The organism is uncultured Ruminococcus sp., assembly GCF_946415235.1.
Taxonomy (GTDB): domain Bacteria; phylum Bacillota; class Clostridia; order Oscillospirales; family Ruminococcaceae; genus Ruminococcus.
The window spans coordinates 22,455-43,766 of record NZ_CAMKRR010000016.1; the positions used below are offsets into that span (position 1 = coordinate 22,455).

The window sequence follows — 21,312 nt, forward strand, 5'->3', positions numbered from 1 at the left end:
GCATACTGCTTCATGGCTTTACTGTTGTCAATAAGGCTTCAAGCCCCTGTGACCATTGGGTCACAGGGGCTTTGGGATGAATGTATACGGGGAAATGATCGCATTTATAAAACTTTACCGAGCAGCTGCTTCTGAAGCATCACCGCGTCTGCAATGCCTGTTTCGCTGTCGCCGTTGATGTCAGCGTTTGAAAGCGAAAGACCTGTGAGCTTCACCTGTTCCGTGAGAGCTTTCCTGTAACGCAGCATATCGAATACATCAACACGCCTGTCGCCGTTTATATCCCCTTTTATGCCATAGAAGCCGAAGTCCTCAACATTGAACAGATAGCCGTCGCCGCCCCTGAATACAAGGTAAACGTCCTGAGCTCCCGTACACTGTCCTGTCTTGCAGCTCAATTTCTTATACTTGTCCCAGCCGTCAGTTCCGGGAACATCGCACTTGCCTATGAGCTCGCCGTCTGAAGCGCCGATGCGTATCTCGATAGCTCCGCCCTCTGTAGCGCTTGCCGCACTTACGCGGAAACCCTCCGCGCCACTCTCAAAGTCGAGATCACGGAAAACTATATACGAACCGTCGGTAATGTAGCCTATTGCGCTGCTGCCGCTGTCGTCCTTTCGGATACCGCCGTACATGAAATTGTATCCTCTGCCGTTATAGGTCCTGTAAGCGGTGCGCGGAACAGGCGGTTTGCCGTCCCTGCCCCATATTTCCAGCTCATAGACCGAAGCTCCTCCATCGTTGGTCTGAGTTGATGTTATCATTTCCAGTCTGATGTACCTTGCCGAAAATCCGCTGACATTCCGTCCGCAGGAGCTCTTTGTATTGCCGTAGACAGCGGCTATATCAGTCCAGCTTTTGCCGTCTTCACTGGCCTGTATCCTGAAATCGCGGGGGTTGAATTTTATATCCTCCTTTACGCCTGCGAACCTTGCGTTCCAGCGCTGTATATCATAGCTCTCGCCGAGGTCTGTCTGCACCCATTCGCCGCCGAGCCCGTCATTGTGACTCCATTTGGTATTGTCGCTTCCGTCGCATATGAAAGAAGCGTCGGCGTTCTTCTCGGAGCCCGATGCTGTGACCTCCTTATTGAGAGCAAGATTTTGCAGAGCGCTTGAAGCGCTGTCAAGCTGCAATTCGCCGCTGAGCCTGTACTCCTTACCCTTTTCGGTGTCAAAGCTTATCGTCGTGCCGTTGTATCTTACGGTACAGGTGCCGCCCGACTTTGATAGTATAGCCGCTTTTTCAAGCATACCGTTCTTCCAGCTCATCTCTGTTACCTCAAAGTTGCCGCGGGCACAGAGACCGTTAGCGTGCCCGTCCGACCACTGCTTCGGAAGTGCGGGGAGAAGGGTTATAACGTCGTTCTGACTTTGCAGGAGCATTTCCGCGATACCCGATGTGAAGCCGAAGTTTCCGTCTATCTGGAATGGCGGATGTGCGTCCCACAGATTATCGTAAAGCCTGCCGTAGTTGTTTACGGGAGAAATAAGCAGCTTTACGAGGTTGTAAGCATGAGCGCCGTCCTCCAGCCTTGCCCAGCAGTTGAGCTTCCATGCCTCGGACCAGCCCGTACCGTCGTCGCCGCGTCCGTTGAGAGATGCGGCAGCTGCCTTTGCGGTAGCGGGATTGTCCTCGGGAGTTATCTCAAATCCGGGGTAAAGTGCATACATATGGGAGATATGGCGGTGCTTTTCGTTGGGATCGTCCCAATCCTGAGCCCATTCCTGTATCTGTCCCCATTTGCCTATAGTCTCGGGGCGGATAAGGGTGAGCTTTGAGTTGAGCTGACTGCGGAGCTCCGCGTCAGTGCCAAGTATCTCCGAAGCCTCCGCAACGTCCTTGAACAGCTCACGGGCTATGCCGTTGTCCATGGTAATGCTCTGGTCTATGCAGGCGTCGGGATATGCGGGGAGATTTATCTCGGGAGAGGTACTCGGACTTATGACCGCATACTCCTGACCGTTTATATCGGCAGTTGTCATGAGCTCATTGAGAAACTCCGCACTGCCTTTGATAACGGGGTAAATGTCTGCGAGGTATTCCTCGTCCTGATTGAAGCGGTAAGCGTCATAGAGCATATTTGACACCCATGCGCCTCCTGTGGGCCACTGTCCCCACGCGCCGTCGATAGCGCCCGTCCTGTTCCACAGGTCGGTATTGTGGTGGAGCACCCAGCCCTTGTTTATGCCGTAGTTTGCCTTTGCAGTCTTACTGCCTGCCTCTGCCAGTCCCTTTGCCTTCTCTGCGAACGGAGCGAAGCATTCGGCAAGATTTGTGGTGAATGCAGGCCAGTAATTCATTTCGTAATTTATATTTGTGGTCGCCTTGCTTCCCCATGCGGGAGAGGAGTATTTATTCCATATGCCCTGTAAATTCATCGGCTGCGCGTCACGTGAAGCGCTTATCATGAGGTATCTGCCGTACTGGAAGAGGGTCTTGACCATTTTCGGGTCATCTGAACGGCCGAAGTCCGCTATGCGCTGCGGAGCAGTCATTTTAAGCACATTTGCGGTATCTCCGCCGAGGTCAACGTCCACACGCTTGAAGAGCTCCTGATAATCAGCCTTGTGGTTTTCGTAGAGGGTCTCGTATGAGAGCTTTGAAGCTCTTTCGATATCTGCCGCAGCGCCGCCTTTTTCGTCGCCGTTACAGGTCTTGTAGTCAACGAAATTAGTACGGACAGATGTGAGTATTATAAGCGAATTTGCATCAGATACCGTTACCTTGCCGCTGCCTGCGCTCACCCTTCCGCCGTCGGGTATGAACCTGCTGCGTGATGAGAAATAAACAGCGCCCCTGATCCACAGATCCTCGTCACCGTGACCGTTTGCAACGAGAGTATCGTTCCCGTCGGTGGTCACTCCGCCGTTTAGTACGCCGTCATAGCCTGCTGTCAGCGATACGGAGTTCGGGCTGTCGCAGGTTATGCGTGTTACCATTACCTGATTGGGATGGCTCACGAAGGTCTCGCGGGTGTATTTCTTGCCGCCGAAGGTGTAAGTCGTTCTTGAAACAGCGTCGTTCATGTCGAGCTCACGGGAATAATCCCCCACTCTCTCATGTCCGAAGCTGAGCTTTAATGCACCTACTTTCTGATATTTTGCTTCACCGCCGCCGATCATATACCGTCCGACGATGCCGTTTGCGTCGTTGTACTTTCCGTTTTTGAGGAGCTCCTGCACCTCCTTGATATGTGAGGCAGCATCGCTTCTGTTGTTGTCGCCGGGACCCGAGCTCCAAACGTTACACTCATTGATGTCGATCAGCTCATCGGGGCAATTGCCGTAAACCATTGCGCCGATACGTCCGTTTCCCAGCGGAAGCGCCTTGTAGAACGACTCGTCGTTGTTGAAGGCGTTGTCGGTATTGACAAAGCCTGCCATGCTGTCATAGCGGAGAACGAGGTCGTCATCATGCGGATAGACCGCAGCTGCCGCCGCATCTGTGTTTTTCAGCCGCATGGTCGGACTTCCGCCGTATATGGGCGGTATTGCCATACAGGCTGAAAGGAAAACGGAAATGAGCCTTTTTGTCTTTTTAAGTTTCATTCCTTACCAACTCCCTGATGGATACCCTGCCTGTATATCCCCTGACAGACAGGTACTGTTTGTCTCTTTATATATTAAATATTACCACCTGTGCAACAAAATGTCAATAAAATATATACAGTTTCCACAAAGTCAATACATTTAAGGTGATAATTTTGCGAAAACGATACATAAGAGGGCAAGATTTAAGTAATTTTTAAGGAGCAGTATAAGAAAACAAACACCTGCAGGAACAGCTCTTCCGAACTGTCTCACAGGTGTCTGATAATTATATTGTTTATTGAGTATTTCAGCCTTTCAATGCCTTTTCAAGCCAGACATTGGCAATATCGAGAGCTTCATAAAGACCGCACTCGCGCTCTGCGTTCTTGACAAAAGCCTTGAGAGGGTCAGGCTCGTTGGTATCCATCTGTACAACTCTTACCTTTGAAGTCATCTGCTCACCGTTCTCCTCTTCCGTTTCGAGAATCTGGATAAAAATAACATAAGGATCTGACATATAGCCGTAGTATATCTGATTGCCGCTTCTTACCAGCGGATAACCCTTGTATGTGTTGAATTTCTCGATCATTATATACCTCCTTGAAATTACCATGTCGTGACGAAATCTTCATCCGACTCCAATCTGCGTATGTTGTCCAAAAGGACGCTGACAAATGACTTTGTGCAGTAATACTTGCTCTCGCCGTCAACGACTATGAGTGAACGCATTACCGAATCATCATAGAAATCATATGTCTCAGTCTTTCCTCTGTATGAATCATAATACTTTATTGTTGCCTGCGGCTCTCCCTCGGGTACGGGAACACCCAGCGCGAATTCCTCCGCATTGGAGCTGTTGATGAATGCATAGAGCTTTCTGTATCTCTCGGAATCGAACTCGCTGCCGTTGAGAGTTACCTTGAAATCCTCGGATTTGGGATTTTCGGGGATATTCTCGGGATCTGACGGCTTTATGACGAATTCCGCCTTCTCGCCGCCTCCGCTTACGGTCATATCCGTGATGTTCCATACATATGAGGTTATAAGCATCCTTGTTGCGATATCTATTGGCTGAACACCGAGCCACGGAGCTTTGCCCTCGGGAATGATATATATAACATTGCCTCCCTCAAGCATTCCGTAGCAGCACTTCGTGCCCGAATTATCCGCAAACACTTCGCTGAGGAGCAGCACATGGCTGCTGCCGTCCTTGCACTCAACAGAGACCCTGCAGAAAGGCTCGCTGAGACCTGCGTTCTTGATATCCTCCTCTGTGCAGTGGAGCACATATATCTCCGAAGCATTAAGTCCGAACATACCCGTTATAACAGTTGTGGAGCCCTCAACAGTAAGATAGCTCTCCGTAGGAGTTATCATCTTGAAGGACGATGAAGTACCGCCCGAATGAGCGCCCTCGCTGTCCTTGTCGTACTCTATGAGGATATTTGTGTCCATATCGCTGCGCTCGATCTCGACGCGCTCTACATCGGGCTCCGAGCCGTCCTCAGGCTTTGCGAGCACGGTAGTCTTTATGAAATCCTTCAATTCTCTGGTATAGGAGGCGACATTTGACGGCTCAACAGCGTAAACGTCATTGCTGCCGTCCACCATTACGTATATCGACTCCTTTGAGGGAGCTGTATCGCCCAAGAAAAATTTTACGACTTTTCCCGATTCGTATGTGATCTCTACTGTTGCGTGAGGGTCGTCAAAGCCGTATTTTGAAGTATCCTCACAGCCTCTTGCAACGACGGACTTTGCAGTAAGGCCGTTGCCGTTATTTGCCAGTGTTGATACCATAGCTTCGTCGATATCAAGGTCCGAGTATCCCTCAAGGGTATATGCCGCAGACTCCCCTTCTGCTGTGGGAGCTGTCTTTATCAGAGCGGTCATTTTACCGCTTTTGTTGGTGACTGCGGCTTTTTTCACAACTCCTTCATCGCCGTCGCTTACAAGGACAGTACCCTCACCGTCGGCTGTAGTCGCCAGCAGTTCAAGATTACTGGAGCTGCCGCCCTTATCGGTATCATCGGGCGTGAGCTTCATATAAGCATATCCTCCGCCCAGCAGCGCTGCAAGAACAGCGCTGAGAGCAATTATTCCCTTTGCCTGCTTTTTCATTACTTATTTCTTCTCCTTAACAGTACGAATACGCCGACAGCAGCAATAATGAAAGGTATTATCCACATAACGATGATGCGGATATTCCTTACCTGCTTCGCGGTAGGAGCTATGAACGAGCTCTGGAGGCTCTTGTCGGGGATGACAGTGCCGTTCTCCTTGCCTGTCATATTATTGATAGTATTGATAAGCACATTTGCGTTGTTGAACGTATTATTCTGCTGGATATATGTGCTTCCTGTCATAAGAGGACTTCCTATTACGAGAAGCTGGCTCGCCAGGAGCTTGAATTCCTCGGAGCGCTCCTTTCTTGAGAGCATGATTACAGGTCTTGCACCGTTTTCTCCGAACTTTCCGTCCTTTTCTTTAATATCGGCTGTATAAGAAGTGTCAAATGAGCTGAGCACTTCCTTGACGATATCCTCGTTGTTCTTCTTGATCTGAGAGAGCTCTCTTGAACGGTCTGCAACTATAGGGAGCTTTTCGTTAGGCAGAGCACCAACGGCTTCTGTATCGCTTACATTGAGCAATACCATAGTATTGTACATGATAGCGTTTTTGTCGTCATATACAAGATTATCCTCTACCTTTATGCTCCAGTCCGCAAGGAAGCTGTCGATATTCGTCAGCCCCGACTTGCTGAAATCGGGAGTATATATCATGTTCTTGCCGTAATTTCCGCCGTTGTAGAGGAAATCGCTGAGCTTCTTGATTATATCCTCGGTAAAGTCAACGGAGGGAGCAAAAACTACTACCATATCATAATCGGCAGGAGATAACTCGTCCTTTGCGATATCTATTTCCGTGCAGTCATAGCCGTTCTTTGAAAGGAGCTCATTCTCGAATGTATGAGCTGCATCGCTGTAGAACTGAGCGTCATAGAGAGAAGCTCCGTTCATTGTATTGGCAAATGCCACCTTTACGATATCGTCGTCCGTAACGCTCCTGATAGCCGATGTGAGCATACTTTCGCCTGCGAAGTTGAATATGAGCTGCTGGTTTTTCAGCGCATTCTCATCATATGCCAGCATATTCATTACATCGCTCTCGGAGAGCACCTTAACTCTGCCGCCCGAGCTTACGATGATGCTGCCGCTGCCGATATCGCCGTTGTAGTTTTCCTTATATTTGTTTATGATATCGGGGTCGATATCCATATTAACGTATTTTACGCTTACGCTGCCGCTGCCCTGCTGTGCATATACCGAATACTTATCGAGTATCTCGGGTATCATGTCATAGGGGATATCAGAGGGAACTCCGTAATTCTGAGCGTAGTAATTCTCTCTGTACTGTCTGAGAGCCTCAAAATAATCCTTTGTTGAGGTAACTGTTATCTCAACATCCTTGGTGAGATTTTTCATTGCATTTATTGACTCTTCGCTGAGATCGTACCTGTTATCGGGAGAAATGTCTATCTTCAGCGGAGACCTCTTTGCCACCATGCTCACCATGATGTTGATGACTACTACTATAGCAAGAACGAGTGCGATGATGATATAGAACATCGAACCGTACTTTATTCTTCTGCTGTTCCACTTGCTGATCTTTTCCTCAGCAGCTTCACCGATCTCCTCAGCAGCTTCTGCTGCTGCATCGGCAGTCTCTTTGATTTCCTTTTCATCGAGATCTTTTTTACTCATCTGTATCAAAACCTTCCTTTCCTGTAGCTCAGCTCCAGCGTCTCTTTTCCAGACCCTTGACGGTCAGGAAATTAAAGATGAAAGCTGTGCTGACAAAGAATAATACACTCGGAAGGCTGAATACTCCCCTTGTGAATTCAACATATCTTGAATAGAAGGCTATATTTGATACTGCCTTATAAACAAGTCTCTTGGCAAAATTGCCGTTCTCGAAGGAAGCGACAAGGTTTTCCGAAAGGTAGATGACCACCAGAACCACGAGGCATACTACCGCGGAAGCCATCTGATTTTCGGTAAGAGAGGATATGAACAGTCCAACTGCTATGAATGCGGCTCCGAGGAACAGCATAGCAAAATAGTTGCCCAGCAGTGACGGCCATATCACATCACCGAGATAATTGATTATGAATGCATACACAAATATTATTGACTCGGCAATGATATACAGTGTAAGAGCTGCAAAGTATTTGCCGAGGACGATGTCCCAAAGGCTTATTGGAGCGGTCAGGAGCCCCTGATCCGTCTTGTTCTTTTTCTCCTCACTGATGAGCTTCATCGTGAGTATGGGAATGAGGAACAGTACAATGATGAACATTGACTGGAAAAGACTTGAAGTATCCGCATTTCCCGCAAGTATTACAGTATTATAGAAGAATATTCCCGAAACGAGCCAGAAGACGGCAAGAAATACATATGCAACGCCCGATGTAAAGAATGAGCCCATTTCACGTCTGTAGATCGCCAGCATTATTCCTCACCTCCGTTGCTTTCTTCATTTTCTGCTTCCTTTTCGGGTACAGCCGTTTCTTCCTCTTCGGAGCTGTCATCCTTAACGGCGCTGAGCCTGCCTTTTTCGTCGACTTTAAGGTCTATTTTCGGAGAAGCAGATTTTTTCTTCCTGTTGGCTCCGGTGTCTATGCCCTCGTCCATGGTTATCTTAAGGAAGATGTCCTCGAGAGTGAGATCTGAAAGCTGGAGCATAAGGATATTCCAGCCGTTTTCGCTGCATACCCTGTTTATCTCGCGTCTTACGTCTGTCTGACCGTCGGTCTCCACGTCGTAGTCGTATATGCCCTTTTCGCGCTCCATATCGGCACGGATATACTTGATGCCGTTTATAGCCTTGATAGCGTCCGTTATAAGGCGCTTGTCATCTGCGGTATGGGTAGGACCTTCGATACGAAGCGTCATTTTATGCTCGTTGGTGATATTGTGGGCGATCTCGTCCGCAGTACCGTCAGCGGCGACCTCTCCCTTGTTGATAATGATTATCCTGTCGCAGACAGCCTGTATCTCGGGGAGAATATGTGATGAAAGTATAACAGTGTGTCTTTTGCCGAGCTTCTTGATAAGGCTTCTTATCTCGATGATCTGGTTCGGGTCGAGACCGACTGTAGGCTCGTCAAGGATAAGCACGGGCGGATTGTTTATGAGCGCCTGAGCAAGACCTACTCTCTGACGATATCCCTTTGACAGGTTCTTGATTATCCTGTGTCTTACATCCTCTATCTTGCAGAGATTGCAGACATCCTTCAGGTGAGCTTTTCTCGGGAGCTTACACTTTTTCAGATCGTATATGAAGCTGAGATAAGCCTCAACGGTCATATCCACATAAATAGGCGGTATCTCGGGAAGATAGCCTATATTTGCCTTGGCTTTCTTAGGCTCTTCAAGAATATCCGTGCCGTCTATGAGGACCTGTCCCGAAGTGGACGAGATATATCCCGTAAGCATATTCATAGTAGTTGATTTTCCCGCACCGTTCGGCCCGAGAAATCCGAGTATCTCACCCTTTTCGACCTTGAAACTTATATTCTTTACAGCGACCTTGTCACCGTACTTCTTAGTAAGGTTCCTGACCTCTATCATTGGGTTTTACCCTCCTTATTGCGTATGTTGCTGCGGCACAGCCAAAGCAGTGCCGCTATATTTTACAGCCTTTACTATGTTAATACCTTTATGTGATAACAGAGTGAAAGCAGTGCGAATTTTTTACAATATATTCATGGCAGACTTTATATCCGCATTTATCTGCCTTTTCAGCTCGTCAAGAGAGCCGAATTTCCTTTCGGGGCGTATAAAGCTGTGAAAGCTGACGCTGACGGTCATTCCGTAAAGGTCGCCTCTGAAGCCGATGATATGCGTCTCCGCAAGTGGTCTGCGAACTCCCTCTATGGTAGGCTTCACTCCCACATCGGTCACGGAGCTGTACATTTTTCCGTTTATTTCGGTGCTTGTAGCGTAAACGCCGTACCTCGGCACGAGCTGACCGTCACCGAAGTCCTGATTTATAGTAGGGAAGTCGATAGTCCTGCCTATGTGGTTACCGTCCGCTACCTCTGCATTTATGAAATAATCCGAGCCCAGCAGGCAGTTTGCCGCAGGGATATCCCCTGCCAGCAGGATCTCTCTTATACGGCTTGACGACACGATGCTGCCGCCGTATTCAACTGCGCCGACTACCTCGACCTCAAAGCCGAAGCGTTCTCCGAAGCCCTTAAGCTCCTCAGCGCCGCAGGAAGCCTTTCTGCCGAACCTGAAATCCCCGCCGCAGCACACATGAGCAGCGCCCATGCGCTCCGCAAGGATATCCCGTGCGAATTCCTCGCCCGAAAGTCCGCAGAGGCTCTCAAAGGACGGACTGAAAACAATGTCCACGCCCAGCTGCTCCCGCAGTATCATGTCCTTTTCCGCTTCCGTATAGATATACCCCGAAGAGCCCCCTGCCTTACGCAGAGCGCACTCGGGCCCGAAGGTGAATACCGCTGCCGCAAGCCCCTTTTCCCTCTGAGCCAGCGCAGCGTTTATGACCGCGCGGTGTCCGAGGTGTACACCGTCAAATATCCCGAGAGCGACCGATGAAAGCTTTTTTTCCATACAGTCACCCTAAATTCTTTCCGATACGGAGCTCGCCGCTTTCAAAGTCGGCAAAGGCAGTACCTATAAAGCCCCCGTCAAAGCCGTACACTCCGTAGCTCTCAACTCCGCTGCGAATGTCTCTGAGCCTTGATATATCGAGCTTTACGCCGTTTCTGTACATTTTTGTCTGAGCCTCACCCAGCCTCAGCTTCGGGAGCTTCTCAAAAACACGCTCTATAGGCAGTATGAGCCCCTCAAGCCTGTCCTCGTCTCTTGCCTGCTGTATCTCCTCAAGAGTATGGCAGTCCGCAAGTGTAAAGCCGCCCGACGACGTTCTAACAAGTGAGGTCATTATGCCGCCGCAGCCTATTTTTTCGCCGATATCACTGATAATAGTCCTTATATAGGTGCCCTTGCCGCAGGATATGGACAAAACGCCCTCACGGGTGCTGATGTCATACTCCTCCAGCACAAGGCTGCTGACCTCTGTCTCACGCGCCTGACGCTCCACCTCTATACCCTGCCTTGCAAGGTCGTAAAGGCGCTGACCGTTCACCTGAACAGCCGAATACATCGGCGGGAGCTGCATTATCCTGCCGGTGAAATCGGGGATAACAGCTTCTATCTGTCCGCGGCTCACAGCCATATCCGAGCTTTCGCGCACCTCGCCCCATACATCCTGAGTATCCGACACAGCTCCCAGACGGAAGCCCGCACGGTAGCTCTTGGTATTGTCGGGCATTATATCGCAGGCTTTGGTGGCATTTCCGACGAACACCGGCAGTACTCCCGTAGCCATAGGGTCGAGAGTGCCGCCGTGACCGAGACGCTTTATACGCAGTATCCCGCGGAGCTTCGCAACAACGTCAAATGATGTGAAGTCCTGCGGCTTGTCAACGCAGAGTATCCCGTTCATTCACCAAGCGCCTTTCCGACAGCCTCGATGAGCTGTTTCTTTGCGTCCTCAAGAGGGCCGCTTATAGTGCAGCCCGCAGCCTTTGCGTGACCGCCGCCGCCTATTGACTGGCATATCTTCGATACGTTGACATCATTTGCGGAACGGAGCGAGCACTTGAATACGCCGTCCTCACGCTCGCGCATGAGTATTCCCACCTCTGTGTTCTCAAGCTGGATAGTGAGCGGAGCGAAGCCCTCGAGCTCCTCCATTGATACGCCCATATCCTTCATCATTTCCTGAGTTACCGCAGCAATGGCGATCTTTCCGCCGAGACAGTACTCCATGAGCTCGTTTACCTTTGCCTCGAGCTTGAGTCTGCCCATTGACTTTACGTCGAACATATAGCGGTTTATACGTGCAAAATTGATATCGAAGCTCTTCATCATCTCCGCAGCTATCTCATGGGCACGGGGAGTTGTGCAGTCGTACTTGAAGCAGCCCGAATCCGTAGCTATGCCAGTATACAGGCACATAGCGCAGTGCTTCGTTATCTTGATATGCATATACTGTGCAAGGTCATAGATGATCTCGCAGGCAGCGGTAGCATCACCGCGGAGAAGAGTTTTCTCCGCATAGTTGTTGTTTGAGATATGATGGTCGATACAGAGCTGTACTCTTCCTCCGTAGATCTCCTTATAATTGCCCATAAGGGTCTCATCGGCTATATCCACCGCGATAATGGTCTTAGGCTCAAAATCCTCGCCTGCGCCCCCTTCCGTGAGGAAGCTGTAGCGTGACGGGAATACATCGTGGCATACTACCCTGCTTCGGATACCCATCTGTGCAAGCAGATCCTTCATTGCAAAGCCCGCGCCTATACAGTCTCCGTCAGGATTGCGATGAGTAATTATAACTGCGTCCTCGCAGTTTCTGAGAAAGAGCTCAGCCTCACTGAATCCAATGAACATACAAAGCCCTCCTTACAGCAAGTCGTGGAGCTTCTTGCTTATCTCCGCACTTCTCTCGATGGAGTTGTCGGCGATAAAAGTAAGCTCGGGCGACTTACGCATCTTAAGTCTGTGAAAAAGCTCGCGCTTGATGAAGCCTGCGCCGCTTTTTAATCCCTCAACCGATTCCTTAGCCCTCTCTATACCGTCAAAGCTGGAAACGTATATCTTGCAGCTCGACATATCGCCCGAGAGGTCAGCTCTTACGATCGTGAGCATCTTGTCTATCCTCGGATCCTTTAACTCGCGGAGGATAGCTGTCATCTCACGTTTTATATCTTCAGCCATACGGCTGTTCTTGAAATTAGGCATTTTATTCCTTTCTGTCGTTACAGTTTGACGGTAAAGCCGCCTCCTGCTGTCTCTTCATGCTTATCGGACTCGGCAGATTTTTCCTTCTTTGCAGAAGCTTTTTTCGCAGCGGGCTTCTTTGCGGCAGGCTTTTTTGCTGCCGTTTTCTTTGCTGCGGGTTTCTTTGCGGCAGGCTTCTTTGAAGTCTTTGCCGCTGCCTTTTCCTCGGGCTTTTTCACGGCTGCCTCAGCCTCCGCCTCAGCAGCTTCCACAGCCGCTGTGCCCTCGGGATCATTGAAAAATCCGCCTTTGAACATATCTGCCGAAAAAGCCTGATCCTCAGCTGTTGCGCTGTAATCGGGAATATCGTCGTCGCCCTCTTCGCCGTAGTATATATCGGCATATTTTCCGTACTCGGGCTCGAGCTCCGTGTCGCTTACGGGACGCTCGATGCCCATGAGGTCTCCGAGATCTTCCTCAGGCTCTTCCATTGCACTGCACTGGCCGAGAAGAATCTTCTTTACCGACTGGAAGAAGAAAATATCTATCGGTCCGAAATCGTCCCATGCCAGTGCCTCGTCGCAGTACTGCAGCATATCCGCAGTACTCATTCTGCTGTTATCCATCAGAAACTCCCCCTTATATCATAATATAATATCAGTCCTCGCGGTATTCCTCAACGATATACGTCTCGAAGATATCGCCCTCCTTGACGTCTGCGAACTTTTCAAGGCTGATACCGCACTCATAGCCCTCGGCAACTTCCTTTGCGTCGTCCTTGAAGCGCTTGAGGCCTGCGATCTTGTCATCTGCAATGATGATTCCGTCACGCACAACACGCACCTGACTTCCTCTTGTAACCTTGCCGCTGAGAACGTAGCTTCCCGCTACCATTCCCACATTGGATATCTTGTATACCTGACGCACCTCGACTCTTCCCTGCTCTACGTCGCGGTACTTCGGAGCGAGCATCCCCTTCATGGCGGTGGATATCTCCTCGATAGCGTCGTAGATGATGCGGTAAAGTCTGATGTCTACTCCGTCACGTGCGGCACTGTCCGCTGCAACGGGATCTGGTCTTACATTGAAGCCGACGATGATAGCGTTTGAAGCATTTGCCAGCATTACGTCGCTCTCCTTGACAGCTCCTACAGCTCCGTGGATGACTCTTACTCTTACCTCGTCGTTGGAGAGCTTTTCAAGCGACTGCTTTACAGCTTCAACAGATCCCTGAACGTCTGCCTTTACAACGATAGGCAGCTCCTTGATCTCGCCCTCTGCGATCTGACTGAACAGATTGTCGAGAGTTACCTTGCGGTAAGCGTTGAACTGCTCCTGCTTAGCCTCGTGCTTTCTCTGCTCAACGAGCTCTCTTGCAAGTCTTTCGTCCTCAACTGCATTGAAGATATCACCTGCACTGGGGACCTCTGCAAGACCTGTTATCTCAACAGGCACTGACGGACCTGCCGCCTTAACGGTCCTTCCCTTGTCGTTTGTCATTACACGTACACGTCCCACAGCTGTTCCTGCAATGAGGACATCGCCCTGTCTGAGCGTACCGTTCTGTACGAGAAGTGTTGCGATAGGACCTCTGCCCTTGTCGAGACGTGCTTCGATAACAGTACCCTTTGCAAGTCTGTCGGGGTTAGCCTTGAGCTCCTTGACCTCGGCAACGAGGAGAACATTTTCAAGGAGCTCGTCAATTCCCTCGCCTGTCTTGGCTGAAACGGGTACGCATATTACATCGCCGCCCCAGTCCTCGCATACGAGGTCGTACTTTGTGAGCTCTTCCTTGATACGGTCGGGATTTGCGCCCTCCTTATCCATTTTGTTGATAGCAACGATAATGGAAACTCCCGCAGCCTTCGCGTGGTTGATGGACTCGATGGTCTGCGGCATGATGCCGTCGTCTGCGGCAACTACGAGGATAGCGATATCTGTGATATTCGCACCTCTTGCACGCATTGATGTGAACGCCTCATGTCCCGGAGTATCGAGGAAGGTGATGTCCTGTCCGTTGATATTTACCTGATAAGCACCGATATGCTGCGTGATTCCGCCTGCCTCGCCTGCTGCGACATGAGCGTTTCTGATACGGTCAAGGATAGAAGTCTTACCGTGGTCTACGTGTCCCATTACTACTACAACAGGGCAGCGCGGCTGAAGGTTGGTATCGTCATCGTCTGTATCGTCGATAAGACGCTCCTCAATGGTAACGATGACCTCCTTTTCTACCTTTGCACCCATTTCGTCCGCAACGATAGCGGCAGTATCAAAGTCTATCTCCTGATTTATGGAAGCCATTACGCCCAGCTTCATGAGCTGCTTGATAACGTCCGTAGCTGTAGCCTTGAGGCGGGATGCAAGCTCGCCGACTGTGATATTGTCGGGGATGAGCACCTTGAGCTGCTGCTTTCTTGCTCTTTCCAGCTCCAGTCTCTTGAGCTTCTCTGTCTCGGACTCCTTCTTTGAGAACTGCTGACGGTTCCTCTGAGCAGACTTCTGATTGATCTTCTGCTTCTTTGAGGAGTAGTTGTCATTCTTGTGCTTGTTGGAGGTAGCCATCTGGTCGTATCTCTCGTTGTACTTATCGAGGTCTACATAGCTTCCTCTTGTATCTACTGTACGGCGCTGGGTCGAAGTCTGAGCTGTCTCTGAGCTGAAAGCAGCATTGAACTTTGTACGCTCGCCTCTGTCCTGAGCCTTTGCCTGCTCCTTCTTCTTGTCCTTTTTCTTGTCGGGCTTCTTCTCCTGAACGGAAGCGGCAGGCTTGGGAGCTTCCTTTGCGGGAGCTGCTTCCTGCTTCTTTTCGGGCTCTGCCTTTGGAGCTTCCTGAGCCTTTACAGGCTCTGCCTTGGACTCTTCGGTCTTTGCCTCAGCCTTGGGAGCTTCCTTCACGTGAGCTGTTTCCTGCTTCTTCTCGGGCTCTGCCTTTTTCGCGGGAGCAGCAGCCTTCTTCTCGGCGGGCTTTTCGGCGGGCTTTGTCTCAGCCTTTCTGGGAGCGTTCTTATGCTCCTCCTTCTTCTCAGCCTTGGGAGCAGCTGCCTTTTTCTCTTCCTTCTTGGGCTCGGCAGCCTTCTTCTCGGCAGGCTTCTTTGCGGCCTTTTTCTCTTCCTTGGGCTCTTCCGCCTTAGCAGGGCGGGGATCGCTCTTTGAATTGAAGTAGTCGTTGAAGGAGTTTACCGAATAGCGGTCCTTCGTGTAGTGCTCAAGCACCGTATTCATTTCCTCCTCAGTAAGTGAGGAGCCTGTTTTCTTCTTGTTGTCACCTTTCTCCGCAAAGAGATCAATGATCTCCTGTGCAGGGATATTAAGATCTTTTGCAGCGTCGCTTAACTTTATCTTTTTTGCCATAGGCTTGATTACCTCCATAATCTCTGCCGCGCGGATATGCGGCATCAGTATAAAATGTTTTCCATAAACATCTATATAAACGCATTAATGCGATATCTCGGATATTATCTTTTCAAAGCCGTCCGAAAAGCCCTTGTCGGTCACTGCTATGACCCCTGTTTCCTTGCCGCAGAGCCGTCCTATCTCGGACTTGCTCACGTCGGCAGGCAGGTGCTTTATCCCGAACTTTTCGCAGTAGAATCCGACTTCCTTCCTTGTCTTTTCGGAAGTGTCCGAAGCTGTAAGTATACAATGAGCCAAACCGTTTTTCGCAGCCTCAACAGCGCTGTCGAAGCCCTTTACCGCCTTGCCCGCTCTCAGGCATATGCCCAGCAGATTAATCGTCCTGCGGCTCTTTTCCGAGCTCATCCATCATCACCTCGTATACGCTTTCCTCTATCCTGCATGAGAACGACTTCTCGAAGCGTCTTGCTTTTCTTGCTTTTTCAAGACATTCGGTGCTGCGGCAGATATAAGCTCCTCTGCCTGCTGCCTTTCCCTTGAAGTCAAGACTTATCTCGCCCTCGGGAGACTTCACCACACGTATGAGCTCCATTTGGGGCTTCATCTCATTGCAGCCGAGACACATTCTCATAGGTATTTTCTTCGGCTTCATAATTATTCCTCGTCAGCAGCAGCTTCCGTGCTTTCCTCTGCCTCTGCGGGAGCTGTCTCCTCAGCCTGAGCAGTTTCCTCGCTCTCCTCTGCGGGAGGAGCAGCTTCAAATACAGGTGCTACGAAATCGGGGCTCAGCTCTGGAGCTTCCTCGTTGGTAACTGTATCGAACTGGGGCTTGATGTCGATCTTGAAGCCTGTGAGCTTTGCAGCAAGCTTTGCGTTCTGACCCTTGTTGCCGATCGCAAGTGAGAGCTGATTGTTGGGAACTATCACAGTACAGGACTTCTCTTCCATGGAAGTGATGACAGTCTTGAGCACCTCTGCGGGAGCAAGAGCTCTTGCGATGAATTCCTCGGGGACCTCGCTCCACGGGATAATGTCTATCTTCTCGCCGCTGAGCTCGTTCACAACTGCCGTTATTCTCGAACGCTTCGGACCGATGCAGGCGCCGACTGCGTCAACATTCTCGTCCTTTGACCATACAGCTATCTTTGTTCTCGAACCTGCCTCACGGGATATTGACTTCACCTCAACAGTGCCGTCGTATATCTCGGGGACTTCCTGCTCAAAGAGTCTCTTAACGAGGTCCTTGTGAGTACGTGAGATCTTGACTACAGGCTTCTTGTTCTTGCCGATGATGCCTGTGATGTACACCTTTACCATTTTGCCCTCTTCGAGGTTCTCACCTGGTATCTGCTCGTTGCGGAAGAGGTAGAGCTCAGTGCCGTCATATACGACTGTAACTGTTCCTCTGCCGGGTTCTACCTGTGATACCTTTGCAGTGATGCATTCATGCTCCTTCTGCTCGAACTTGCTGAGCATCTGCTCGCGGTTGATCTCTCTGAGGTCGCCCTTGATGGACTGCTTTGCGGAGAGAGCAGCCATTCTTCCGAGCTTGGATATGTCAAGCTCCTTCATGATAGTGCCGCCCACCATAGCGTTGGGGTCCATAGTCCTTGCGACGTCGATATTTACCTCGTTCTCGTCGATAGGCTCATCGTCGATGATGTCCTGTCTGATGTACATTTCGAACTTCTTCGTTTTCGGATCGATCTCCACCGTAATTCTTTCCTCGCTGTGAGGATAAGCTCTTCTTGCCGCCTTCAGCATAGCTGACTTTACTTTTTCGATAAGAAGATCAGTTTCCACGCTGTTTTCTTCGCCGAGAGCTTCAAGCGCCCTGAAAAAGTCCTTATTCATGTTCATGTCTGTAAATTCCTCCAATATATTTTATTTTGTTTTTTCACATTTCAGAAATCGAGATACAGCTTTACAAAAGCTATATCCGCTAGCGGGAACTTCTTTTCCTCACCGCTGCCGAGCATGACTGTCACGCCCTCTTTGTCCGCGCTCACGAGCTGAGCCACGATCTCCTTTTCACCGTCGGTCTCTCTTATGAAGCGTACCCTTACGGTATCGCCCTGACAGACCTCGAAGTGCTCCTCTTTTACGAGCTCGCGCTCCAGACCTGCCGAGCCGACCTCGAGCATATAGCTCTGTGCAATTGGGTCCTTCTCGTCAAGGATATCGCTTATGGGAGCGTTTGCGCGTTCACAGTCCGCAATGGTTATCCCCTCGTCCTGATCTATGAACACCCGCAGGTACCACATAGCGCCTTCCTTTTCGTAGCACACGTCCCATAGGTAGTAGCCGAGCTCGTCGGTTATGGGCTTGATAAGATCGTATACCTTTTGTTCCGTACCGCCGAATTTTTTAAATTTCATAGGCAGTTTTTCCCGATATATCGGTTTTCTCCTTTCTCTGAAAAGTAATAGTAGCGATATAAATACTAAAGACCGGAAGGGTTCCGGTCTTTGGGTTTACTATCATCATAAAATATTATACCACGGTTTTTCGCAAAAATCAAGTGCTTTTCGGAATTTTTTTCAAAAAACCGAAGATTTTTCCGCAAAGCGAGTTCTGAACTGCGTTTGCCGCGCAAAAAAGCTCCCCTCAGAGCCTTGCGGCGGCTTCAAGGAGAGCTTCTTATCTATTATTTGATCCCTTTGTTCCCATATCATTTTTCAAAGCGTAAAGCTTCTGCGTTTCACCCCCGCAGCATCACTTCACAGCTGCCATGTTTACTTTCGTAGTCGTAGTCCTGATATTGCTCTGCATATAGTAATGGTCGACCTCAAGGAACCTCTTGTCGATACCGTCAATATCGAATTTTTCAGGGCCTATTGGATCTGTACAGGGGTCTATCCATGTTTCGGGCATAGGCTTTGTGAAAGTCGGCATAGGCTTAGTAAAAGTAGGCATGGGCTTAGTATATGTCGGCATAGGCTTTGTAAGCGTAGGCATGGGCTTTGTATATGTCGGTATAGGCTTAGTATACGTAGGCATAGGTTTTGTAAGCGTAGACATGGGCTTTGTGTATACGGGCATCTGTGTCACTATTGACATTTCAGGCTCGTTTATTCCGCCGAAATTCCTGCTCTTTTCATAAGTGTCTGCATTTGCGGTAATGCTCAGCATTGAAGCTGAAAACATTGCTGTCGCTGCGATGGCTGTTAAAGTCTTCTTAAAATTAGCTTTCATAATGATTCTCCTTTACAAATAGAAATATTTTTCACCCTTATTTTTTGTTTTGTGTTACTCGTTTATTTTGTTCCTGATGTTGATGTTCGTTCGTTTTAGGTGTCGCGCAACCCTATGCTTTTATTATACTCGGAAAACGGCTTTTGAAAAGGTGATGTTTGTCACTTTGTGAGTGACAAATGTATCCTTCTCAGTGACAAATGTAACAGGCGGCTGTAAAAGCCGCCTGTTTCCTGTGTATCAGTCAAAATAAAACATTATCCCCAGCTGCGGAGAAGATATGCCTGCACCTCTGCCGAAAAGCTCTTCCGCCTTGAAGTCTATATTGCAGCTTGTATCGGCATCATGACTGTCCATATATTCCCACCTTTTAGAAATATAATCATTATCTGTGAGAGTGAGCCCGATTTTTTCGCCCATATCTTTATACACCTCAAAGGAATAAGTAAATTCACCTCTGTATCCTCCCACATCTATTACTGTCAGCTGATCCGAAGATAAACCTGTATAGCTCCAGTTGCTTTGCGATACGCCAAAGTCTGCTTTCTGTCTGACAACAACATTGTCCTTATCGCCTGCATAATCAGCGGCTACAAGAACATTAGGCATTATACTGCTCAATGTATTGTTCAGAATATAGAATTCAACTTTGAGGTCTCCGTACTGTTTTGAGACATGATCGTATCCCTTTATCTCGTCGCCGAACTTGTATCCCCCAAAGGGAGAATTTTCCAGCCCTTCATCGTTCAGCTCAAATGCAGCGGGATATACAGCCATATCCCTTTCCTGCTTGTTGTTCTTCAGATAGAAGAACGCCAATGCCGCACACCACAGCGCAGTTATTGAAAAAATAACTATACAAACCGTCAGTGCTATAAATTTGCGCGGCGGCATCATGGGCTTGATATTCGCTTCCATGCCCTCGGCAAGGCGCTTGTTCAGCTTGCGCATGTACGACGCTTTATATATCAGCAGTGACACTCCTGCTATAATGAGCGGAATAATTATAAATATCACAATTGCAACTACGCTCACGCCTATCAATCTTCCTGATTCCGACATATCTATCCCTCCTTAAATCCCTAAGAATTCCTTGAATATGTAGTAATACGTCCTCGTCACGTCCACCTTCGCGCCGTTCTTCATAGTCAGCAGGAACTTCTGCGACAGCGCGGGACGTATACTCTTTATGTGCGACACTGACACTATGACAGAGTTGCTCACGCGGATAAACTCCTTGGGGTCAAGTATCTCTTCAAGTCTGCGGAGAGTTTCCGAGAGCCTGTACTCCTCCTCGCCGCAGTATGCTACTATATCATGTGCAAAGCTCTCGATATGGGAGATATCCTTTGTCCCGAGCCTGTATATCTCGTCATTGCGCCGCGCTATAAGGTGCGAGACCGTCACGTTCTGCTCGGAGAGTATGAGCTCCGCATCGTCGTCGATATCTATACCCTTTTTTATGAGCTCAGCCGCTATGGAGTCGTAGTGTTCATCGCTTACAAGCAATCTTATTTTCATTGTCGGCTGTCCGCCTCCTTTTTCCCTGTATCATTGATAAGCTTATCTGTTATTATTATAAATTGAGCATAAGAAAAAATCAATACTCTCCGCACACCTTGCACTCACGGCTTCACAGCTTGCATACGGGTGTGCATATCGGTCAAGCTAAAACGAAATGTATAAACATCCGCACCGATCTGATAACAAACAGCAAATTCGTAGTATTATATTACAAAATGTAGTAAAATATATGCCATTTTTTGCTGTTGTTCACGATATATTCATTTTTACCCCCTTGTCAAATTATACTTTACATGGTATACTTAGAATGATATTTCCTGCCCGAGGAAAGCACTGTCCAACGGCAGAATGATAAGGAGAATGGTTTTATATGCAGTACGGACACTTTGATCTTGAGAACAAAGAATACGTCATCACTAACCCCGCGACCCCCGCACCATGGGCAAACTACCTCGGAGACCCCGAGTACGGCGCTATGATATCCAATAACGCAGCCGGCTACAGCTTCGTTAAATCGGGAGCTAACGGCAGACTTTCACGTTTCCGCTTCAATTCGGATATGGCGCTCCCCGGCCGCTATATTTATATAAGAGACAATGATACCGCCGATTACTGGTCGGCTTCATGGCAGCCAGTGGGTAAGCCCCTTGACAAGTACAAGAGCGAATGTCGCCACGGTACTGCCTATACGGTTATTTCAGCCGAGTACGCTGATATAAAGTCCGAGACTACATACTATGTTCCCTACGGCAAGACCTATGAGGTATGGAGAGCAAAGGTAACGAATAACTCCGCAAAGGAGAGAAAGCTCTCCGTGTTCGGCTTCATTGAGTTTACAAACGAGCCAAACTACGAGCAGGATCAGGTAAACCTCCAGTACACAC

General features: G+C 49.1%; 19 protein-coding genes and 1 pseudogene. 1 reads left to right on the forward strand and 19 read right to left on the reverse strand.

Features of this window, described 5'->3' with window-relative positions:
• Positions 1 to 104: 104 nt before the first annotated feature.
• The 19 genes from Q0R37_RS05575 to Q0R37_RS05665 form a co-directional block, all read right to left on the reverse strand.
• The gene (locus Q0R37_RS05575) at positions 105 to 3,551 is read right to left on the reverse strand and encodes a glycoside hydrolase N-terminal domain-containing protein (RefSeq protein WP_294752294.1); all 3,447 of its coding nucleotides are present in this window, start codon (positions 3,549 to 3,551) and stop codon (positions 105 to 107) included.
• 289 nt (positions 3,552 to 3,840) lie between these two features.
• Positions 3,841 to 4,122 carry a hypothetical protein gene (locus Q0R37_RS05580; protein ID WP_294752295.1) on the reverse strand — a complete coding sequence of 94 codons (282 nt, stop codon included), beginning with the start codon at positions 4,120 to 4,122 and terminating at the stop codon, positions 3,841 to 3,843.
• A 17-nt stretch (positions 4,123 to 4,139) separates the two neighbouring features.
• Positions 4,140 to 5,654 (reverse strand): DUF4340 domain-containing protein, encoded by a 1,515-nt coding sequence (locus tag Q0R37_RS05585; protein WP_294752298.1) that lies wholly within the window; start codon positions 5,652 to 5,654, stop codon positions 4,140 to 4,142.
• Positions 5,654 to 7,297: a GldG family protein gene (locus Q0R37_RS05590; RefSeq protein ID WP_294752300.1), complete on the reverse strand. Its 1,644-nt coding sequence runs from the start codon at positions 7,295 to 7,297 to the stop codon at positions 5,654 to 5,656. The genes Q0R37_RS05585 and Q0R37_RS05590 overlap by 1 nt, the downstream gene beginning before the upstream one ends.
• Positions 7,298 to 7,325: 28 nt before the next feature.
• Entirely contained in the window at positions 7,326 to 8,045 is a 720-nt protein-coding gene (locus Q0R37_RS05595) for an ABC transporter permease subunit (protein ID WP_294752301.1), read from the reverse strand.
• Positions 8,045 to 9,166, reverse strand: coding sequence for an ATP-binding cassette domain-containing protein (locus Q0R37_RS05600; RefSeq protein WP_294752303.1), 1,122 nt, complete (start codon positions 9,164 to 9,166; stop codon positions 8,045 to 8,047). The genes Q0R37_RS05595 and Q0R37_RS05600 overlap by 1 nt, the downstream gene beginning before the upstream one ends.
• A gap of 123 nt (positions 9,167 to 9,289) precedes the next feature.
• Positions 9,290 to 10,174, reverse strand: coding sequence for a bifunctional riboflavin kinase/FAD synthetase (locus tag Q0R37_RS05605; protein WP_294752305.1), 885 nt, complete (start codon positions 10,172 to 10,174; stop codon positions 9,290 to 9,292).
• Between the two features lie 4 nt (positions 10,175 to 10,178).
• Complete coding sequence (gene truB, locus Q0R37_RS05610; RefSeq protein WP_294752307.1) at positions 10,179 to 11,072, reverse strand: tRNA pseudouridine(55) synthase TruB; 894 nt, start codon at positions 11,070 to 11,072, stop codon at positions 10,179 to 10,181.
• On the reverse strand, positions 11,069 to 12,022 hold the full coding sequence (locus Q0R37_RS05615) for a DHH family phosphoesterase (RefSeq protein ID WP_294752309.1): 954 nt from the start codon (positions 12,020 to 12,022) through the stop codon (positions 11,069 to 11,071). Before Q0R37_RS05615 ends, truB begins: the two co-directional genes overlap by 4 nt.
• Before the next feature lie 12 nt (positions 12,023 to 12,034).
• Positions 12,035 to 12,373 carry a 30S ribosome-binding factor RbfA gene (gene rbfA / locus Q0R37_RS05620; protein WP_294752312.1) on the reverse strand — a complete coding sequence of 113 codons (339 nt, stop codon included), beginning with the start codon at positions 12,371 to 12,373 and terminating at the stop codon, positions 12,035 to 12,037.
• Between the two features lie 17 nt (positions 12,374 to 12,390).
• A complete protein-coding gene (locus Q0R37_RS05625) occupies positions 12,391 to 12,978 on the reverse strand; it encodes a hypothetical protein (RefSeq protein WP_294752313.1) in 588 nt (195 codons plus the stop codon).
• 31 nt (positions 12,979 to 13,009) lie between these two features.
• Positions 13,010 to 15,706 carry a translation initiation factor IF-2 gene (infB, locus tag Q0R37_RS05630; protein ID WP_294752315.1) on the reverse strand — a complete coding sequence of 899 codons (2,697 nt, stop codon included), beginning with the start codon at positions 15,704 to 15,706 and terminating at the stop codon, positions 13,010 to 13,012.
• An 84-nt stretch (positions 15,707 to 15,790) separates the two neighbouring features.
• Complete coding sequence (locus Q0R37_RS05635; protein ID WP_294752317.1) at positions 15,791 to 16,114, reverse strand: ribosomal L7Ae/L30e/S12e/Gadd45 family protein; 324 nt, start codon at positions 16,112 to 16,114, stop codon at positions 15,791 to 15,793.
• Positions 16,083 to 16,361, reverse strand: coding sequence for a YlxR family protein (locus Q0R37_RS05640; protein ID WP_294752320.1), 279 nt, complete (start codon positions 16,359 to 16,361; stop codon positions 16,083 to 16,085). The genes Q0R37_RS05635 and Q0R37_RS05640 overlap by 32 nt, the downstream gene beginning before the upstream one ends.
• 2 nt (positions 16,362 to 16,363) lie before the next feature.
• Positions 16,364 to 17,569, reverse strand: coding sequence for a transcription termination factor NusA (nusA, locus tag Q0R37_RS05645; protein WP_294752322.1), 1,206 nt, complete (start codon positions 17,567 to 17,569; stop codon positions 16,364 to 16,366).
• Between the two features lie 44 nt (positions 17,570 to 17,613).
• Complete coding sequence (gene rimP, locus Q0R37_RS05650; protein WP_294752325.1) at positions 17,614 to 18,087, reverse strand: ribosome maturation factor RimP; 474 nt, start codon at positions 18,085 to 18,087, stop codon at positions 17,614 to 17,616.
• Between the two features lie 337 nt (positions 18,088 to 18,424).
• Positions 18,425 to 18,904 (reverse strand): hypothetical protein, encoded by a 480-nt coding sequence (locus Q0R37_RS05655; protein ID WP_294752327.1) that lies wholly within the window; start codon positions 18,902 to 18,904, stop codon positions 18,425 to 18,427.
• Between the two features lie 240 nt (positions 18,905 to 19,144).
• Positions 19,145 to 19,966 (reverse strand): hypothetical protein, encoded by an 822-nt coding sequence (locus tag Q0R37_RS05660; protein WP_294752329.1) that lies wholly within the window; start codon positions 19,964 to 19,966, stop codon positions 19,145 to 19,147.
• Between the two features lie 12 nt (positions 19,967 to 19,978).
• Positions 19,979 to 20,425 carry a LytTR family DNA-binding domain-containing protein gene (locus Q0R37_RS05665; protein WP_294752331.1) on the reverse strand — a complete coding sequence of 149 codons (447 nt, stop codon included), beginning with the start codon at positions 20,423 to 20,425 and terminating at the stop codon, positions 19,979 to 19,981.
• Between the two features lie 373 nt (positions 20,426 to 20,798).
• Between Q0R37_RS05665 and Q0R37_RS05670 the strand changes: the two are divergent.
• Positions 20,799 to 21,312 (forward strand): annotated as a pseudogene (locus Q0R37_RS05670) (N,N'-diacetylchitobiose phosphorylase); the annotation flags it as partial.

What these genes read in the sequence shown, in the direction of transcription:
- Q0R37_RS05575 (WP_294752294.1), bottom strand. Translation starts at nt 3,551, where the DNA reads ATGAAACTTAAAAAGACAAAAAGGCTCATTTCCGTTTTCCTTTCAGCC.
- Q0R37_RS05580 (WP_294752295.1), bottom strand. Translation starts at nt 4,122, where the DNA reads ATGATCGAGAAATTCAACACATACAAGGGTTATCCGCTGGTAAGAAGC.
- Q0R37_RS05585 (WP_294752298.1), bottom strand. Translation starts at nt 5,654, where the DNA reads ATGAAAAAGCAGGCAAAGGGAATAATTGCTCTCAGCGCTGTTCTTGCA.
- Q0R37_RS05590 (WP_294752300.1), bottom strand. Translation starts at nt 7,297, where the DNA reads ATGAGTAAAAAAGATCTCGATGAAAAGGAAATCAAAGAGACTGCCGAT.
- Q0R37_RS05595 (WP_294752301.1), bottom strand. Translation starts at nt 8,045, where the DNA reads ATGCTGGCGATCTACAGACGTGAAATGGGCTCATTCTTTACATCGGGC.
- Q0R37_RS05600 (WP_294752303.1), bottom strand. Translation starts at nt 9,166, where the DNA reads ATGATAGAGGTCAGGAACCTTACTAAGAAGTACGGTGACAAGGTCGCT.
- Q0R37_RS05605 (WP_294752305.1), bottom strand. Translation starts at nt 10,174, where the DNA reads ATGGAAAAAAAGCTTTCATCGGTCGCTCTCGGGATATTTGACGGTGTA.
- truB (WP_294752307.1), bottom strand. Translation starts at nt 11,072, where the DNA reads ATGAACGGGATACTCTGCGTTGACAAGCCGCAGGACTTCACATCATTT.
- Q0R37_RS05615 (WP_294752309.1), bottom strand. Translation starts at nt 12,022, where the DNA reads ATGTTCATTGGATTCAGTGAGGCTGAGCTCTTTCTCAGAAACTGCGAG.
- rbfA (WP_294752312.1), bottom strand. Translation starts at nt 12,373, where the DNA reads ATGCCTAATTTCAAGAACAGCCGTATGGCTGAAGATATAAAACGTGAG.
- Q0R37_RS05625 (WP_294752313.1), bottom strand. Translation starts at nt 12,978, where the DNA reads ATGGATAACAGCAGAATGAGTACTGCGGATATGCTGCAGTACTGCGAC.
- infB (WP_294752315.1), bottom strand. Translation starts at nt 15,706, where the DNA reads ATGGCAAAAAAGATAAAGTTAAGCGACGCTGCAAAAGATCTTAATATC.
- Q0R37_RS05635 (WP_294752317.1), bottom strand. Translation starts at nt 16,114, where the DNA reads ATGAGCTCGGAAAAGAGCCGCAGGACGATTAATCTGCTGGGCATATGC.
- Q0R37_RS05640 (WP_294752320.1), bottom strand. Translation starts at nt 16,361, where the DNA reads ATGAAGCCGAAGAAAATACCTATGAGAATGTGTCTCGGCTGCAATGAG.
- nusA (WP_294752322.1), bottom strand. Translation starts at nt 17,569, where the DNA reads ATGAACATGAATAAGGACTTTTTCAGGGCGCTTGAAGCTCTCGGCGAA.
- rimP (WP_294752325.1), bottom strand. Translation starts at nt 18,087, where the DNA reads ATGAAATTTAAAAAATTCGGCGGTACGGAACAAAAGGTATACGATCTT.
- Q0R37_RS05655 (WP_294752327.1), bottom strand. Translation starts at nt 18,904, where the DNA reads ATGAAAGCTAATTTTAAGAAGACTTTAACAGCCATCGCAGCGACAGCA.
- Q0R37_RS05660 (WP_294752329.1), bottom strand. Translation starts at nt 19,966, where the DNA reads ATGTCGGAATCAGGAAGATTGATAGGCGTGAGCGTAGTTGCAATTGTG.
- Q0R37_RS05665 (WP_294752331.1), bottom strand. Translation starts at nt 20,425, where the DNA reads ATGAAAATAAGATTGCTTGTAAGCGATGAACACTACGACTCCATAGCG.